General features: G+C 29.5%; 17 protein-coding genes. 2 read left to right on the top strand and 15 right to left on the bottom strand.

Annotated features, from left to right (window positions below):
• Positions 1–117 precede the first annotated feature (117 nt).
• The 13 genes from ACRC03_RS18865 to ACRC03_RS18805 form a co-directional block, all read right to left on the bottom strand.
• Positions 118–279, bottom strand: coding sequence for a hypothetical protein (locus ACRC03_RS18865; protein WP_438654154.1), 162 nt, complete (start codon positions 277–279; stop codon positions 118–120).
• Positions 280–344: 65 nt separating this feature from the next.
• Positions 345–1217 (bottom strand): FUSC family protein, encoded by an 873-nt coding sequence (locus ACRC03_RS18860; RefSeq protein WP_438654153.1) that lies wholly within the window; start codon positions 1215–1217, stop codon positions 345–347.
• 231 nt (positions 1218–1448) lie between these two features.
• Positions 1449–2840, bottom strand: coding sequence for an NADP-specific glutamate dehydrogenase (gene gdhA / locus ACRC03_RS18855; protein WP_438654152.1), 1392 nt, complete (start codon positions 2838–2840; stop codon positions 1449–1451).
• A 220-nt stretch (positions 2841–3060) separates the two neighbouring features.
• Positions 3061–3714, bottom strand: a complete 654-nt coding sequence (gene phoU / locus ACRC03_RS18850; protein ID WP_438654151.1) for a phosphate signaling complex protein PhoU — start codon at positions 3712–3714, stop codon at positions 3061–3063.
• A 24-nt stretch (positions 3715–3738) separates the two neighbouring features.
• Positions 3739–4503: a phosphate ABC transporter ATP-binding protein PstB gene (gene pstB / locus ACRC03_RS18845; protein ID WP_438654150.1), complete on the bottom strand. Its 765-nt coding sequence runs from the start codon at positions 4501–4503 to the stop codon at positions 3739–3741.
• 20 nt (positions 4504–4523) lie between these two features.
• A complete protein-coding gene (pstA, locus tag ACRC03_RS18840; RefSeq protein ID WP_438654149.1) occupies positions 4524–5348 on the bottom strand; it encodes a phosphate ABC transporter permease PstA in 825 nt (274 codons plus the stop codon).
• A 1-nt stretch (position 5349) separates the two neighbouring features.
• On the bottom strand, positions 5350–6270 hold the full coding sequence (pstC, locus tag ACRC03_RS18835; RefSeq protein ID WP_438654148.1) for a phosphate ABC transporter permease subunit PstC: 921 nt from the start codon (positions 6268–6270) through the stop codon (positions 5350–5352).
• Between the two features lie 360 nt (positions 6271–6630).
• Complete coding sequence (locus ACRC03_RS18830) at positions 6631–7479, bottom strand: phosphate ABC transporter substrate-binding protein (RefSeq protein WP_438654147.1); 849 nt, start codon at positions 7477–7479, stop codon at positions 6631–6633.
• Positions 7480–7659: 180 nt separating this feature from the next.
• Positions 7660–9444, bottom strand: a complete 1785-nt coding sequence (gene pepF / locus ACRC03_RS18825; RefSeq protein ID WP_438654146.1) for an oligoendopeptidase F — start codon at positions 9442–9444, stop codon at positions 7660–7662.
• A gap of 33 nt (positions 9445–9477) precedes the next feature.
• Positions 9478–10323, bottom strand: coding sequence for a DegV family protein (locus ACRC03_RS18820; RefSeq protein ID WP_438654145.1), 846 nt, complete (start codon positions 10321–10323; stop codon positions 9478–9480).
• A gap of 47 nt (positions 10324–10370) precedes the next feature.
• Positions 10371–10997, bottom strand: a complete 627-nt coding sequence (locus ACRC03_RS18815; protein ID WP_438654144.1) for an MgtC/SapB family protein — start codon at positions 10995–10997, stop codon at positions 10371–10373.
• Positions 10998–11082: 85 nt separating this feature from the next.
• Positions 11083–11919 (bottom strand): mechanosensitive ion channel family protein, encoded by an 837-nt coding sequence (locus ACRC03_RS18810; protein ID WP_438654143.1) that lies wholly within the window; start codon positions 11917–11919, stop codon positions 11083–11085.
• A gap of 124 nt (positions 11920–12043) precedes the next feature.
• The gene (locus tag ACRC03_RS18805; RefSeq protein WP_438654142.1) at positions 12044–12208 is read right to left on the bottom strand and encodes an aspartyl-phosphate phosphatase Spo0E family protein; all 165 of its coding nucleotides are present in this window, start codon (positions 12206–12208) and stop codon (positions 12044–12046) included.
• Positions 12209–12527: 319 nt separating this feature from the next.
• On the opposite strand from ACRC03_RS18805, the gene ACRC03_RS18800 reads away from it, so the two are divergent.
• On the top strand, positions 12528–12746 hold the full coding sequence (locus ACRC03_RS18800) for a FeoA family protein (protein ID WP_438654141.1): 219 nt from the start codon (positions 12528–12530) through the stop codon (positions 12744–12746).
• Between the two features lie 11 nt (positions 12747–12757).
• Complete coding sequence (feoB, locus tag ACRC03_RS18795; RefSeq protein ID WP_438654140.1) at positions 12758–14698, top strand: ferrous iron transport protein B; 1941 nt, start codon at positions 12758–12760, stop codon at positions 14696–14698.
• Between the two features lie 56 nt (positions 14699–14754).
• On the opposite strand, the gene htrA is transcribed toward feoB, so the two are convergent.
• Together htrA and ACRC03_RS18785 are read right to left on the bottom strand one after the other, a co-directional pair.
• On the bottom strand, positions 14755–15834 hold the full coding sequence (htrA, locus tag ACRC03_RS18790) for a serine protease HtrA (RefSeq protein ID WP_438654139.1): 1080 nt from the start codon (positions 15832–15834) through the stop codon (positions 14755–14757).
• Positions 15835–16002: 168 nt separating this feature from the next.
• Positions 16003–17355 (bottom strand): glucose-6-phosphate isomerase, encoded by a 1353-nt coding sequence (locus ACRC03_RS18785; protein ID WP_438654138.1) that lies wholly within the window; start codon positions 17353–17355, stop codon positions 16003–16005.
• Between the last annotated feature and the right edge of the window lie 15 nt (positions 17356–17370).

Below are 17370 nucleotides of genomic sequence, written 5' to 3'. Positions count from 1 at the left end.
CGTACCTTTGGGCAGGCATCTCAAGGCGTTACCCCATCATTCTACCTATCGTAATATTAGTTCTAATAACTAAAAGTTATTAGGCTAGTTTTGTAGTAAACCCACGCTTACCTTTGTCTAACAACAAGTCGCACCTTTACATATATCTTCTCCTAGTATTTTTTGAGGTAGGTTATTTATATCTTCAGTATTTTCTTCCCATACTAATCTTATAAGTTCATTGAAAAGTCTCATTTTATAGATTTCTAATTTTTTATTATTTAGATTGATTGACTTCATACAGCACCTCCTTTCATTTATATAAATTAATATTCACAAAGGTACTGTATTTTATTTATAGATTGTTAATTTGAATTGTTTAGAGTTTTAAGTAAATTTATTTCTTCTATTATTTTTCCTAAATGATAATTAAATACGGGACTAGCCTCTTCATCTAATTCCCAGCTCATAGTTTTTATTTTTAATAATATTTTAATACTTTTATAATTTTTTCCCGTTATATATAATTTTTGCTCTAGTAATTCTATAGACTGCATATGGAAATATATTTCTTTACATAAAGAAATTTCTTTTTCTAAATTTTCTAAATCCGCGTCATTTTTACTATAATTGATTTCATCTACAAGCTTAGAATATATACCTTCTAATTTCTTTATTTCTTTTTCAAGCTTTACTATGCTAAAGTCTCTTTTATTTATTATTTTAGCTTCTATATTTTCTTTTACCATTTTTTCTATTTTATCTAAATGCAAAGAAATATTTTCAACATAATTAGGTCTAACTAATAAATAATTAACTAAAACACCTATTATAACCCCAACTGAAGTATCTATAATCCTGTGTATTGAATAATATCCAGGATTAGATGTTATTACTCCCAACTGTATCGATAGAAATGTTACACTTGAAACAACTATTCCCGAAGTTATATTTAATGTTGTGCAACCATAAATAGTTGCCATTGTTCCTAACCCACTTAATATTGGATCTCCAGGTCTTATAATTACACATAAATAACCTATTAGTCCTCCTAGCACTGTCCCTTTAATTCTGTTTAATCCCAGTTTTACAGATCCTTTTACCGTATCTTGTACTGAAACAATACAACCTACAGCTGCATACATTGGATTTTGTACCAAATATTTTCCAGCTAACACACAAAGTGCTACTGCTATACCCGTTTTTATAGTTCTCATTCCGACTTTTTTTAACTTCAACCGATTCTCTCCTAACTAATGAACATTTTATGACATAGTTCTACATTACTATAATAGTATATTTTATTAATAGCAAAAATAATAGTCGTTAATTATATATATTGTGTAAATATTTTTGCAAGTTATAATATATTTATACAATATTTTTAATAAATAAAATAGAGCTATTGCTTATGATTAAAATTTAATCATTTTGCAATAGCTCTTTTATTTATTATTTAGTTTAATCTATTATATTATCCCTTGGCTCATCATAGCATCAGCAACTTTTAAGAATCCAGCTATGTTTGCTCCAACTACATAGTTTCCTTCATTACCATACTCTTCTGCAGCATCCTTTGAAATAGCGAATATGTTTACCATTATTCCTTTTAATTTTTCTTCTACTTCTTCAAATGTCCAAGATAATCTCATACTATTTTGAGACATTTCAAGAGCTGAAGTTGCAACTCCACCTGCATTAGCAGCTTTAGCTGGAGCTACTAATATTCCTTTTTCTAAGAAATAATCCACAGCTTCATTAGTACATGGCATATTAGCACCTTCACCAACTGCTATTACTCCATTTTCTACTAATAATTTAGCTTCTTCTATGCTTATATCATTTTGAGTAGCACATGGTAAAGCTACATCACATTTAACTGACCATATACCTTTTTGTCCTTCAAAGTACTGCGCTCCTTCTTTTCTAGCAACGTATTCTTTGATTCTCTTTCTTTCAACTTCTTTTATTTGTTTTACTAATTCTAAATCTACACCATTTTCATCTACTATGTATCCAGCAGAGTCACACATTGCAATTACAGTTGCTCCAAATGAAGTAGCTTTCTCAGCTGCGTATATTGCAACATTTCCTGATCCAGATACTACAACTCTTTTACCTTCAAAGCTATGTTTGTGGTAGTTTAACATTTCATTTGTGAAGTATATTAAACCAAATCCAGTAGCTTCTTTTCTAGCTAAAGAACCACCATAAGTTAATCCTTTACCTGTTAATACTCCGCCTTCATAAGCGTTTCTTATTCTCTTATATTGTCCAAATAAGTAGCCTATTTCTCTAGCTCCTACTCCTATATCTCCAGCAGGTACGTCTACATCTTGACCTATATGTCTATATAATTCTGTCATGAAACTTTGGCAGAATCTCATTATTTCTCTATCTGATTTTCCTTTAGGATCAAAGTCAGAACCACCTTTACCTCCTCCTATTGGAAGACTTGTTAAAGAGTTCTTAAATATTTGTTCAAATCCTAAGAATTTTATTATACTTAAGTTAACTGATGGATGGAATCTAAGTCCACCTTTGTAAGGCCCTATAGCACTATTAAATTGTACTCTAAATCCTCTATTTACTTGTACATCACCATTGTCATCTACCCATGGCACTCTGAACATTACTTGTCTTTCTGGTTCAACTATTCTATTTAATATACTTTCTTTAATATACTCTGGGTGTTTAACTAATACTGGTTCTAATGAACGTAGAACTTCTTCTACAGTTTGATGAAACTCTTCTTCACCTTTATTTCTAGCTTTAACGTCATCTATAACCTTCTCTATGATGTCTTTTGCATTTTTTCCTGCAATAGCACTTTCAATTACTTGATTTATTTCGTATCCCATTTTTAAGCCCCCTTTAGTTATAAAAACCTTTTCACTTAGATTCTATTCCTTTACAGATAATTATTCAACATTTTTTTTGTATCAATTATAGACATAATTTTCATCAGTATTTAAGTTTTTTATCTATATTTTTTAAGTATAGATTTATTTTCTACTTTATTTTTTATTATTTAAAATAGTTTAGTTCCATATTTCGAAAAAATAGGATAAAACAAAAGTTTTATCCTATCTCCATCATTTCGCCATTTATTGCATAAATTATTTTTTCACATATATTTGTTATATGATCTCCTATTCTTTCAAGGTATCTTCCTACAAATAAAAGTCTTACGCCTTGATTGACAGTTTCAGGTTTAGCATTCATTATATTTAAACAATCTTCATGAATTTGTAGATATAGTTTATCCACTACATCATCTCTTAAAGCTATATTATATGCTAATTTTTCATCTGCATTTTCTAATGCAATTTTAACTTGTAAAAGCATTTCACTACATTCTTTAGCCATTTTAGGTATATCTATTAATGATTTTATATAAGGTTGTTCACCTATTCTTAATGTTTCTTGAGAAATGTTAGCCGCATAGTCTCCTATACGTTCTAATTCTATTGCTATACCACCTAAAGCATATGTGTACCTTAAATCCCTTGCCATAGGCTGTCTTAAAGCTAGTAACTCTATACTTCTATCTCTTATATATTCTCTTAGTAAGTCTATTTCATCGTCTCTTTCTATTACTTTTTTAGCACCTTCTAAATCTTTTCTTACCATACAATCTACAGATGATGTTAATGCTTCTTCACATTTTTCTATCATACTTATAGTATATTGTTTTAACGTGTTTATGTTTAATTCTAAATTTGTATTTACCATATCAAAACCCCTTCATAGCTTTTTTTATCCAAATCTTCCTGTTATATAATCTTCTGTACGTTTATCCACTGGACTAGTAAACATAGTTTTAGTATCACGGTATTCTACTAATATTCCATTTAGAAAAAATGCAGTATTATCAGATATACGGGCAGCTTGCTGCATATTGTGTGTAACTATTACAATAGTATAATCTTTCTTTAAGTCCTCTATTAAATCTTCTATTTTAGAAGTTGATATTGGATCTAGTGCCGACGTTGGCTCATCCATAAGAATTACTTCTGGTTTCATTGCAATAGCTCTAGCTATACATACACGTTGTTGTTGTCCTCCTGACAATCCTAATGCCGATGATTTTAATCTGTCCTTAACCTCATCCCATATCGCTGCACCTTTTAAACTTTCTTCTACTATTTTATCTAATGTCTTTTTGTCTCTTATCCCATGTATACGAGGCCCGTACGCCACATTTTCATATATACTCATTGGGAATGGATTTGGCTTTTGGAATACCATACCTACCTTTGTACGTAATTTTATAACATCTTCACTCTTATATATATCTTCATCATCTACATTAATATTTCCTTTTATTGTTACATTTTCTATAAGGTCATTCATTCTATTTAATGTTCTTAAGAATGTTGATTTTCCACATCCTGATGGTCCTATTAATGCTGTAACTTTATTTTTTTTAATATCCATATTTATACTTTTTAATGCTTGATTGTCTCCATAAAATAAATCTAAATTACTAATACTTAATTTTATTTCATTATTTGAATTCATTTTACACCTCGTAAGATTTATTAATAATTTGCTTTGTTTAATTTTTTAGCAATTACCTTTGCTGTTGTGTTTAAGAATAATACAATAACTATTAAAACTATTCCTATGCTAGCAGCGCCTTGCATATCGCCTTTTTCTTTTGTCAATAGGTATGCATGAACAGTTAAGGTTCTTGCACTGTCAAACATTGTCCCTGGCATTTGTGCCACTGTACCTGCTGTTAATAGTATTGCAGCTGATTCTCCAATAACACGCCCTACAGATAATATTAATCCTGATAATATTCCCGGAACTGCACTTGGTAATATTACCTTATATAGTGTTTGGAACTGCGTTGATCCTAAAGCTAAAGAGGCTTCTCTATAACTTTGAGGAACTGTTTTTAACGCTTCTTCAGTCGTTCTAATTATTACAGGAAGTATTATAATCGCTACAGTTAGTGATCCTGATAAAATTGAGTACTTCATTCCTAAAGTAACTACAAAGAAGATACCTCCAAATAATCCATATATTATAGATGGTATACCAGCTAAGCTTTCTGTTGCAAATCTTATTGCTGTAACCATTTTTCCTTTTTTTGCATATTCATTTAGATATATCGCCGATAAAACACCTATTGGCGTTGCCACCATTATAGATAAAACTACCGTATATATTGTAGTAACTATCATTGGCATTATTCCACCATCTCCGCTAGCAGAATAATCGCTAAATAAGAATGATAAGTTTATTCCACCTATTCCTTTTATAAATATATATCCAACTATAACTACTAGTGTAGCCACTGTAAATGTAGCCGATAAATAAATTAATAATTTTAGTATATTCTCTTTTAACTTCCTCATATTAGTCTACCGCCTTGTTTGAAAGTTTGTTTAGTACTAAGTTTAAGATTAATATAAATGTAAATAATACAACTCCTGTTGCAAATAACATTTCTTGATGAGTACCAAACGCATATCCCATTTCTAGTGCTATATTTGTAGTAAGAGGTCTTACGCTATCCATTATTGACCCTGGAATAACTGGAGAATTTCCTGCTACAAGTATTACTGCCATTGTTTCACCTATCGCTCTTCCTACTCCAAGTATTACAGCTGCTAATATACCTGATTTAGCTGCTGGTAATACCACTTTGAAAATCGTCTCTATTTTTGAAGCACCTAGTGCTAATGATCCCTCTTTATATGCTGCTGGCACAGCTCTTATAGCTGTTTCTGATACTGATATTATTGTAGGTAACATCATTACAGCTAATACTATTATTACAGCTAATAAACTTTGCCCTTTAGGCAAGTTAAACATATTTTGTATCGTCGGAACTATACATGCTAATCCAAAAACTCCATATAATACTGATGGTATACCCGCTAACAATTCAACAGCTGGTGATATTATTTTACCAAGTTTTTTAGGTGCTACTTCAGCTATAAATACCGCTGTTAATATACCTATTGGTACTCCTATTATTAAAGCTCCAAAGGTAGCAAGTATTGATGACATTATCATTGGTGCTACACCAAATTTGTCTGCTGATGGTACCCATTCTGTACCTGTTAAAAAATCGATGAAAGAATACCCCTTAAATATAAATGGTGTTAATCCTTTATAAAATACAAATCCGATTATTAATAGTAAGCTTATTACTGCTATTAAAGCACTTACTAGAAATATATTTTTTGCTACCTTTTCAACAACGTATTTACTCTTATTATTGTTTTTGTAGTCTCTCTTTTTCGTGTTTATTAACTGAGACTTAGCTAACATAAACATCCTCCTCAATTTCTTCTTAATATCCTTACTCTATTTATATTTATTTGAATTTTCTTTCCTAACTACAACTATATATTATATTTCTAAAGTTAAATCTGTATTAGAATCAAGTTAACTAAAGGTAAACTTTATCTATTCACTTAACATATTCTTAACTTTCATACATAAATGCTTCATTTTTGCAGTTTTTTATTATATTTTTTCGTTAACTTTTTTTAACTTTATTTTTAATTTTTTATTTTTTAGATATGAAATTATTTATATGTAAATAAAAGAATATACTTAAGTATATTCTTTTATTTTAAATATATGTCCATATAACATTTCGTGTACAATCTATTGAATTAATTTAATTTATTTTATCTTTACAAATCCTTTAGATGCTACTAAATCTTGACCTTCATCGCTTAATATGAAGTCTATTAACTTTTTACCATTTTCAGATAATTTATCTTCTTTATGAACTATTATAAATGGTCTTTGTATTACATAAGTTTTATCTTTTATAGTTTCTTCAGTAGCATCCACTCCATCTACTTTAACAGCAAATACTGCTTGATCAACATAACCATGTGATATGTATCCGATTGCATTTTCATTTCCTTCAACAGTCGATTTTATATTTCCTGAACCATCACTTATTTGAGCTTCCTTAGTTAATTCCTCTGATTCAAATCCTACATTTTCTTGGAATCCATCTCTAGTTCCTGATCCATCTTCTCTTGATACTACTACTATAGGAGTATCTTTTCCACCAACTTCTTTCCAGTTAGTTATTTTTCCTGTGTATATACCTTTTATTTGGTCTAATGTTAAATCCTTCACTTCGTTGTTTTTGTTAACTATAACCGCTATACCATCGATTGCTATTTGAGTTTCTGTTAACCCAGCAGACTTTTCTTCATCTTTTAAATCTCTTGATGCCATTCCTATTTCAGATGTACCGTCTATTGTATTCTTTATACCTGCTGATGAACCAACTTGTTGTACTTCTACAGCTACTCCATTATTTGCCTCTTGGAATTTTTCACCTAAAACTTCCATTGTTGGACCTATTGATGTTGAGCCTGATATTGTTATCTTAGATGATTTTTCTGAACCATTCCCTTTAGCTTGATCATCTCCTGATGAAGAACATCCAACTGCTAAAGTTCCTACTAATACCGTCCCCATTAAAAGTGCTGTAATTCTCTTTTTTAACATTACATTTCCTCCCATTTTTAGGTTGTTTTGTTTTTTGTGTGTTGTACTCACACCTTAATAATAATCATTTTTTGTTAAGTGGATATTAGATTTTAGTTAAAGAGGTGTAAATATTGTTAATTTCTTGTAAATTCGACAAAAAAATATACACATAAAATTACTTATGTGCATATTTTTTTTCTAATTTATATTTTCTAATTTATTTACTAAATCACTAAACACTTGTAGTGCCTTATCTATTGTTTCTTTATTTTCCATATCTACTCCAGCATCTTTTAATTGTTTTAATGGATACTCTGAGCCTCCACTTTTTAAGAATTCTATGTATCTATCTACAGCTTCTTGTCCTTCATTTAAGATTTGTTGACTTAAAGCACTTGCAGCTGAAAATCCTGTAGCATATTTATATACATAGAAGTTAGAATAAAAATGAGGTATTCTTGCCCATTCTAATCCTATTTCTTTATCTACTATAGACGATTGACCATAGTATTTTTCATTCAGCTTATAATAAATATCATTAAACTCATCTGCAGTTAAAGGTTGTCCCGATTCTACCTTTTCATGAGTTATTTTTTCAAACTCTGCAAACATAGTTTGTCTATATACAGTAGTTCTAAATTGTTCTAAATAATAATTTAGTAAGTATACTGTTTCTTCTTTTGAATTTGAATTTTCTAATAAGTAATTTATTAATAGTAATTCATTTAGAGTAGATGCCACTTCTGCTACAAATATTTTATAACTAGAATATAAATATGGTTGATTATTTCTAGAATAATAACTATGTAACGAATGACCTAACTCGTGTATTAAAGTAAACAGAGAATTCAAATCATCTTTATAACTCATTAAAATATACGGCTTAGAGTCGTAGCTACCCCAAGAGTAAGCCCCACCTTGTTTACCTTCATTTTCGTAAACATCAATCCATCCTTCTTCAAAGGCTCTCTTTATTATACTTAAATATTCTTCTCCTAACGGTTTAAGGGCCTTTAATATAATTTCTTTAGCCTTATCATAGGGTATATTCATTTCGAATTTATCAGTTAATGGAACATATAAATCATACATGTGTATATTTTCTAAACCCAATAACTTTTTCTTTACATTTATGTATTTATTAAGTGAATCTAAATTTTCATTTACAGCTAATATAAGATTGTTATATACGTCTACACTAATATCATCTTGAAATAATGATGCTTGTAATGCAGATTGATACTTTCTGATTTTAGAATAAAATATTTCTGATTTTACTCCTCCATAAAGCATAGATGCAAAAGTATTTTTATATTTATCATAAACAGAATACATAGCTTCAAAAGCATCTTTTCTCACCTTGTTACTTTTACTTTTTATAAATAAAGAATAATTCGAATGAGTAAGTTTTACTTTATTGCCTTTTTCATCTTCTATTTCAGGAAATTCTAAGTCTGCAAAAGATAACATATCATATACATTTTCTGGTATTGATGTTAAGTCTGCAGTAGCAGCAAGTATCTCTTCTTCTCTTTCATTTAGAGTGTGAGGCTTTTCTCTTAAAATATCCTTTATATATTTATCATAAAAACTTAAGTCTTTATCTTTTGTATACTCCTTTAGTTTCTGTTCATCCATAGCTATTATTTCTGGCACTATAAATGATGTTGCCATTGATAGCTCAGTAGATAACATTTCTATTTTTGTAGCCATTGATTGATTTCCATTTATTCTTGTATCTTCATGTTGTTTCATATGACTATATACATATAAATTTTGTAGTATTTGCGATGCTTTTTCCGATAGACTTAAACCTTTACATAAACTATCTTTGTTCTCAGAAAGTTTACCTTTATACTCTTTTACTTTTGACATATATTCTTTTACTTGTTCGATATCTTTTTCTATAGCTTCTTTAGTTGCATACATTTTTTCTATTTGCCATTTATATTTTGCTTCTATAGTATTTCTATCTATTCCCATATACTTTCTCCTTTCTAAAAATGTTATTTTTATTTATAGCACAGATAATAATATAGCACCTTCCGCTGTAAATGTTCCCATTATCGGTCCTATAGGTGCTATTAATATTTCTTTACACGCAATGTTAGTTTCTATAAATTGTTTTATTTTTAATGCTTTATCATAACAATTTGCATTACCTATTATTATTGTTTTATCTTTTGTATCTCCAACGTTATTCTGTACGTATTCTAGAGCTTTCTTTAAACTATTACTTCCACCTCTAGCTTTATCTATTGGCTTAACTAATCCATCTTCTATTTTTATTATTACTTTGAAATTTAATGCATTCATTAGCTTTCCTGCTATAGGATTTACTCTTCCACCTTTTATAGCATTTTCTAATGTATCTAATGCTCCAAATAATACCATTTCTTTTTTAAATTCCTTTATTTGTTCTAAGATTTCATCCATCGTTTTACCTTGCTCTATTAACTCATTACATTTTAATATCATTAAAGCAACACCTATAGAACCACTTTCACTATCTATAACTTCTATTCTTTTTTGGGGATGTTCTTCTAAATACATGGTTTTGGCTAATACAGCATTTGAATATGTACCAGATAGTTTTGATGTTAATGTAAATACTAATAATTCTTCTTCTTCACATTTATATGATTCTATAAATCGATCTGGAGAAGGACTTGATGTCTTAGGTAATTCTTTATATTCTTTCATTTTTGAGTAGAAAGTTTCTTCATCAATTTCTACTCCTCCAATGTAACTTTCCTCTCCAAAGCTTACATTTATTCCTACAACTCCTGGATTTACTCTTTCTATAACTTCTTTAGGGAAATCACATGAACCATCTGTTATTATCTTTATTTTTTTTCTCAATTTTAAACACCTCAAATTCAATTCTAGTATCTCTATTTTATATTATTTTAATGTAAATAATCTACACTTATTATGTTTTTTGATGCATTTAATTCTTTTACTAATTCTTGTATCATAATTCTCCTATCATAAACTATAAAAAATGTTATTTGCCAGCTATTTTCCCCTTTGGCTTCTACTTCTATATTTTTAACTTTAATTTGACACTTTTCAAACTTTCCATACAATACTGATACCATATTTACATTATCTACAGTTACATTAAGTATTGTTTGTGTATTCTTAAAGAACTTTTTGTCTATATTTTTTAAAATATAAAGAGTCACCAACACAAATAGCCATGCACATATACTCAACACATAATAGCCATAACCAACTGCAATTCCTATACATGCAGTTGCCCATATTCCTGCTGCAGTAGTTAATCCTCTTATTCCGTTAGAGGTTTTAAGTATCGCTCCTGCTCCAAGAAAACCTATACCTGATAGTACTTGTGCTGAAAGTCTAGCTGGATCTATATTAGAGTAAGGGCTATATTCAAAAAATAAACTTAATGATGTTATAGATGTAATGCAAGAACCCACAGACACTAAAATATGTGTTCTGAATCCTGCAAATTGATGTGATCTTTCTCTTTCTAAACCCGTTAATCCCCCTATAATTAAAGCTACCAATAGTCTAATTATTATATCTGTATTAGTAATAATAAAATCTCCCCCTTTTTAATCTTTATACTTACTTAAACTAAAAGAGCTATTATTATAGCTCTCTATTATCATGATTTAATATATTTATATGAGTAGGATATGCTATATGTACATTATTTTTCTTGAACGTTATTAATATCTGTAATTTCGTATCTCTAAGTGCAGAAAAATATTTATATGATTCTATAACGCCTGTTATTGTATATTGTGCTCCTACTGGATTTCTTTCTATATCTGTCACTCCATATATTTTAAATGGGCTTAGTGACTCACCTGAAGATGATTTGTACAAATATTCTTTATAATTATCATTCATTATACAACATACTTCTTCTAAGCTATTCAATACTTTTATTGGATCTTCTTCGTAAGATACTCTAACATGAACTACTACCCTCATTTTATTCTTGCTATAATTTTGTATACTGGTTATTGTTCCATTAGAGAGAGTTATTCTTTTTAAATCCCAATCTCTTATGCTAACACTCCTTAATCCAATTTCTTCTACAGTTCCTCTAAATTCTTCATTTAATATAACAAAATCTCCTACCTGTATTTGTTTTTCAAATAACATAAAAAAACCATTAAATATATCTTTTAATATACTTTGAGATGCAACACCCGCTATTATTCCTACTATACTTGCTCCTGTAACTAAAGTTCCAAATTGAGTAACATCTACAATCTGAAACTCTCTTAATATTAATATTATACTCGCTATAAATATAATATAGTAAGAAATTGATGACAGCACACTAGATAATGTATTTTCATATCTTACGTCAAATCGAGTTATATTAAATATTTTTTTTAAAAAATATTTAATAAGCTTCAACAAAATATATGAAAATAAAACAATTAAGACGGAATTTATTATTTTTTCTATCATAATACAATTCACCTTATTTATATATTTTAAATAATATCTTATTTAATATTTACTCTTTATCATTAACATATACAAATTCCATTTAGTTAATTTTTGTACACAAAAAAACCCACATAGTTGTGGGCTATTTATTTATTAAACTCATATATCTATTTATTAGTATGTCTATTTTGCTACTGGATTCAACCAACTCGTCTTTAAATATCTCAGGATATTCTATGTATGTGTTGATTTCTTCTCTCAATACTTCAATTTCTCTTTTAAGCGTTTCCATTTCATTATTTGCCATAATCATCACCACGGTCACAAAATTATATTTTTGTTTATATAATAACAAATATTAACATATTATGTCAATAATATTTTTTTACAATTTTTTCTAATTTAGGCGCGCTATATCTACTTACTATTCCAACAAAAACACCCGTTACTAAAGAAGCTATTAACATAAAAGGTAAATACCCTACTATATCAAGTATGTCTACTTATATTATAGTACATGGGTCCTTTTCACATATTAATTATTAAAAATATTTACTTTAGTTGACAAAATATATTAATGTTGTTATAATTTAATTGATAATGAATTTCATTAGGAGGTGTAAATAATGACCGTTTACGATTTGAAAGTTGGGCAAAGAGGAACGATTAATAATATAGATGGAAATCCTAAGCTTGCAAAAAGATTACTTGCTTTAGGGTGTATTAGTGATACTGAGATAGAAGTGAAAAATGCTGCTCCATTCGGAGATCCTATTATAGTTAGATTTAGAGGTTTTGATTTAGCCTTAAGAAAAAATGATGCGAAAAATATTTCGCTAAAGTAAGGAGTGATGTAATGATTAATGTTGCTTTGTTTGGTAACCCTAATGTAGGTAAAACTACTGTTTTCAACTTACTAACAGGCTCAAATCAATATGTAGGTAACTGGCCTGGAGTTACTATAGATAAAAAAGAAGGTATATTAGATAATGATATAAAAATAATAGATTTACCTGGTATATATGCTATGGATACTTTTTCTAACGAAGAGAAAGTTTCTAAAGATTTCTTAGAAAATGGTAATGTTGATGTTATCGTAAATGTTGTAGATGCATCAAACTTATCAAGAAATTTATATCTTACAACTCAACTTATGAAATTTAATAAGCCGATCATACTTATTCTGAACATGATAGATGTAGCCGAAGCTAAAGGTATAAAAATAGATACGGATAAATTAAGTAAAGAACTTAATGTTACTGTAATTCCAGTAATAGCAAAAAAGAAATATGGTTTTGATAAAATAAGTTCTACTATAAGAAGCTCTGTAGGTAGTAATTTTAATTACTGTACTCACTTTGGTTCTGAAGTTGAAACTTACAAAAAATTAGAAGCTATATTAAATAAATGTAGCAAATCAACTTCTAGTAAAGAATCATCTATAAGCGATAAAATAGATAAGATAGTTTTAAATCCTATATTAGCTTATCCTGTATTTATAGGTGCTTTACTACTTTTATTTAAGTTTACCTTTGACTGGGTTGGTGGACCTTTCCAAGAAGGCTTATCGGTTCTTATAGAGACCTACATAGCTATGCCACTAGATGCTTTATTGATAAATTCTAGTCCTTGGTTTAGATCTCTTATTATAGACGGTATAGTAGGAGGTGTAGGTGGTACACTACCATTCTTCCCATTAATATTTACTTTATTCTTCGGTATATCTATATTTGAAGATAGTGGATATATGTCAAGAACAGCATTTTTAATGGATAACATAATGAGAAAAGTTGGTTTATCTGGTAAAGCTTTTATACCTATGGTTATGGGACTTGGTTGTTCTTCTCCAGCTATAATGGCAACTAGAACTTTAGAAAGTGAAAAAGACAGAAGAATAACTGCTCTTATAGCACCTCTTATGACTTGTGGCGCAAGACTACCTATATACGCATTATTTGTGGCTATATTCTTCCCTAATAATGCTGCTATAGTAACTACTTCACTTTATTTAGCTGGTGTAGTTGTGGCTATATTAGTTGCTTTAGTATTAAACAAAACTAAATTTAATGCAGAATTAGAGCCTTTTATATTAGAACTTCCAGAATATAAATTACCTACTATAAACGCTCTGCTTAAAAATACATGGAATAAATCTAGAGGATTCTTAGTTAGAGTTGTAACTGTAATGTTCGCAATGTCAGTTATATTATGGATATCCTCATCATTTAACTTCAATGGATTTACCGAAAATATAAACGACAGTTTCTTAGCTTATGCTGGAAAAATTGTGGCTCCTATATTTGCTCCTTTAGGATTTGGTGATTGGAGAGCTTCAGTTGCAATAATATCTGGTCTTGGAGCTAAGGAAGTTGTTGTTAACACTTTGAATGTACTTTACGGCGATTTAAATACAGTTCTTCCAACAGTATTTACTGCAGTTAGTGCTTATGGTTTTTTAGTATTCTCTGCTCTTTATACTCCTTGTTTTGCAGCTCTTGCAACTATGAGAAAAGAATACGGAAACAAGATGATGATGATTTCTTTTATCTATCAATTTGTAGTAGCTTGGGTAGCAGCATTTTTAGTAAATGTTATAGGTAATGCTTTATTCATTCCAAGTACTTCAGGTTCAACGGTAGAATTCTTAATTGCAGGATCGATAATGGTAATTACTTTAATAATAATATTCAAGAAAGTTACTTCTAAAAAGTCTACTTCTGGATGTAGCGGATGTTCAGGGTGTGCTAATAAAAATGCATGTGCTATTGAGCTAAAAGAAGAAGAATCTATAAATTAGATAATAGTAAAAGCGTGAGATAATTCTCACGCTTTTATTATTTATTTAGATATTATTTATTTAAAAGTTACATTCATTTGAATTTCTTTTCCACCTCTATTAACAACTACTTTTGCTTGATCTCCTTTTGAATATTTATATAAAGCTTTATTTAAGTCTGACATACCAGCTATCTTTGTATCCCCAACTTTTACTATAACATCTCCGCCTTGTATTCCTGCTTTTTGAGCTGCCGTATCAGCAAGAACTTCCGCTATATAAACGCCTTCAGTAGCCTCTAATTTAGTTCCTGTTGAACTTTCAAAGCTTGCCACATCTATTCCTTTTATTCCTAAAGTAACTTTTTCAAATGTTCCTTTTTGTATTACTTCTTCCACTATGCTTTTTGCTGTATTTATTGGAATAGCAAATCCTAAGCCTTCAGCTTGAGAAGCTTTTGCTGTATTTATTCCTATTACTTGACCTTTTTCATTTAATAATGGTCCCCCACTATTACCCGGATTTATACTAGCATCAGTTTGCATAAGTCCTGTCATATTAGCTTTTTCTGTTTGAATAGTTCTGTCAAGACCACTTATTATTCCTTGAGTAACACTCTTTTGGAATTCTAATCCTAATGGATTACCTATTGCTATTGCTATGTCCCCTATTCTAACATTATCACTATCTCCTAATTCTGCTGGCTCTAGTCCTTGTTTATCAACTTTAACCATTGCTAAGTCTAATTGAGCATCATTCCACAATACTTTTCCTTTAGTTGTAGAACCGTCATTGAATAAAACATTAACATCTACTGCTTGACCATCTGAAACAACGTGTGAGTTTGTAAGTATATATCCATTTGCATCAACTATTACCCCTGTACCTACACCTTGAGACTGAGTTGGTATAGCAAAAATATTACTTGTGTCTACAGTAGTAGTAGTTATACCTACTACAGATGGCATTGCTTTATCTGTTACTGCATGATATACATTTTGGCTCTTACCATCACTTTTTACTACTATTTCAGTAGACTTACCACTATTGTCGCTCATCAAATTATCCTTCATTACTACTATAGTTACTAAACTACTTAGTACACTAGTTATTATACATACTATCACTACTAAAACTATACTTCTTTTACTTGACATACCAATCCCTCCTAGTTTTTATATAAAATTTCATAATAAGCTTATTTTTTATTATTTCCACTTTTTGTATTTTGATAACAATATATACTATACAAAAAAGAAATCACCATAAAATAGTAAAACTACCTTATGATGATTTCATTATATTATCTTATACTTAATTTAACCTTAATTACTAAGTCTTTTTTCTAATTCTTCTCTTTCTTTTTCAAATCCAGGCTTACCTAGTAATGCAAACATGTTCTTTTTATAAGCTTCAACTCCTGGTTGATCAAATGGATTAACCCCTAATATACACCCACTTACTGCACAAGCCTTTTCAAAGAAGTATACAAGGTATCCAAAGTTGTATTCGTCTAATTGTGGTATGCTTATTATTAAGTTTGGAACTTGCCCATCACTATGAGCTAATAGTGTTCCTTCTGCTGCTTTGTGATTTACAAAGTCTACAGTTTTTCCAGCTAAGTAGTTTAATCCATCTAAATCTACATCTGCTTCTTCTATTATTACTTCTCTCTTTGTATTTTCTACATTAAGAACTGTTTCAAATAATATTCTCTTTCCTTCTTGTATGTACTGACCCATAGAATGTAAATCTGTTGAGAAATCTGCTGCTGCAGGTAATATTCCTTTATTATCTTTACCTTCACTTTCTCCAAATAATTGTTTCCACCATTCACCTACATAATGTAGTTGTGGCTCATAGTTCACTAATAATTCTACATCTTTACCTTTTCTATGTAATGCATTTCTTACTACTGCATATTGATAACATTCATTTGATTTTAAATCTGATGTTCTAAGATTTTCACAAGCCTCCTGAGCACCTTTCATCATTGCATCTATATCTAAGTCTGCACAAGCTATTGGTAATAATCCTACTGGTGTCAATACTGAGAAACGACCACCTACATCATCAGGTATTATAAATGTTTCATATCCTTCTTCATCTGCTAATTGTCTAAGAGCACCTTTTTTAGCATCTGTAGTCGCATATATTCTCTTGCTTGCTTCTTCTTTTCCATATTTTTTTTCTAAGTAATCTTTAAATATTCTAAATGCTATAGCAGGTTCTGTAGTAGTTCCTGATTTTGATATAACATTTATAGATACATCTTTACCTTTGATTACATCTAGTAAATCCATCATATACGTTGAACTTATATTTTGACCTACAAAGTATATTTCCGGTGATTTTCTATCTTCTTTTGATAAGTTATTTCTAAAAGAATGACTTGCCATTTCTATAGCAGCTCTAGCTCCTAAATAAGATCCGCCTATTCCGATAACTAATAATACATCAGAGTCTGACTTTATTTTTTCTGCAGCTTTCTTTATTCTAGCAAATTCTTCTTTGTCGTAATTATTAGGTAGTTCTACCCAACCTAAAAAGTCATTTCCTAACCCTGTTTTTTCATGAACCATATTGTGTGCAACATCTACAAACGATTGCATGCAGTCTACTTCCTGTTGATTTAAAAATCCTATAGCCTTACTATAATCGAATTTTATTTTTCCCATAGATTTACCTCTTTC

This window comes from Romboutsia sp. (assembly GCF_051659545.1).
Taxonomy (GTDB): domain Bacteria; phylum Bacillota; class Clostridia; order Peptostreptococcales; family Peptostreptococcaceae; genus JBOFOR01.
The sequence above is the reverse complement of the archived record's forward strand: the minus strand, read 5'-3'. Positions and strand labels throughout refer to the sequence as shown.

What these genes read in the sequence shown, in the direction of transcription:
- ACRC03_RS18865 (WP_438654154.1), bottom strand. Translation starts at nt 279, where the DNA reads ATGAAGTCAATCAATCTAAATAATAAAAAATTAGAAATCTATAAAATG.
- gdhA (WP_438654152.1), bottom strand. Translation starts at nt 2,840, where the DNA reads ATGGGATACGAAATAAATCAAGTAATTGAAAGTGCTATTGCAGGAAAA.
- phoU (WP_438654151.1), bottom strand. Translation starts at nt 3,714, where the DNA reads ATGGTAAATACAAATTTAGAATTAAACATAAACACGTTAAAACAATAT.
- pstB (WP_438654150.1), bottom strand. Translation starts at nt 4,503, where the DNA reads ATGAATTCAAATAATGAAATAAAATTAAGTATTAGTAATTTAGATTTA.
- pstA (WP_438654149.1), bottom strand. Translation starts at nt 5,348, where the DNA reads ATGAGGAAGTTAAAAGAGAATATACTAAAATTATTAATTTATTTATCG.
- pstC (WP_438654148.1), bottom strand. Translation starts at nt 6,270, where the DNA reads ATGTTAGCTAAGTCTCAGTTAATAAACACGAAAAAGAGAGACTACAAA.
- ACRC03_RS18830 (WP_438654147.1), bottom strand. Translation starts at nt 7,479, where the DNA reads ATGTTAAAAAAGAGAATTACAGCACTTTTAATGGGGACGGTATTAGTA.
- pepF (WP_438654146.1), bottom strand. Translation starts at nt 9,444, where the DNA reads ATGGGAATAGATAGAAATACTATAGAAGCAAAATATAAATGGCAAATA.
- ACRC03_RS18810 (WP_438654143.1), bottom strand. Translation starts at nt 11,919, where the DNA reads ATGATAGAAAAAATAATAAATTCCGTCTTAATTGTTTTATTTTCATAT.
- ACRC03_RS18805 (WP_438654142.1), bottom strand. Translation starts at nt 12,208, where the DNA reads ATGGCAAATAATGAAATGGAAACGCTTAAAAGAGAAATTGAAGTATTG.
- ACRC03_RS18800 (WP_438654141.1), top strand. Translation starts at nt 12,528, where the DNA reads ATGACCGTTTACGATTTGAAAGTTGGGCAAAGAGGAACGATTAATAAT.
- feoB (WP_438654140.1), top strand. Translation starts at nt 12,758, where the DNA reads ATGATTAATGTTGCTTTGTTTGGTAACCCTAATGTAGGTAAAACTACT.
- htrA (WP_438654139.1), bottom strand. Translation starts at nt 15,834, where the DNA reads ATGTCAAGTAAAAGAAGTATAGTTTTAGTAGTGATAGTATGTATAATA.
- ACRC03_RS18785 (WP_438654138.1), bottom strand. Translation starts at nt 17,355, where the DNA reads ATGGGAAAAATAAAATTCGATTATAGTAAGGCTATAGGATTTTTAAAT.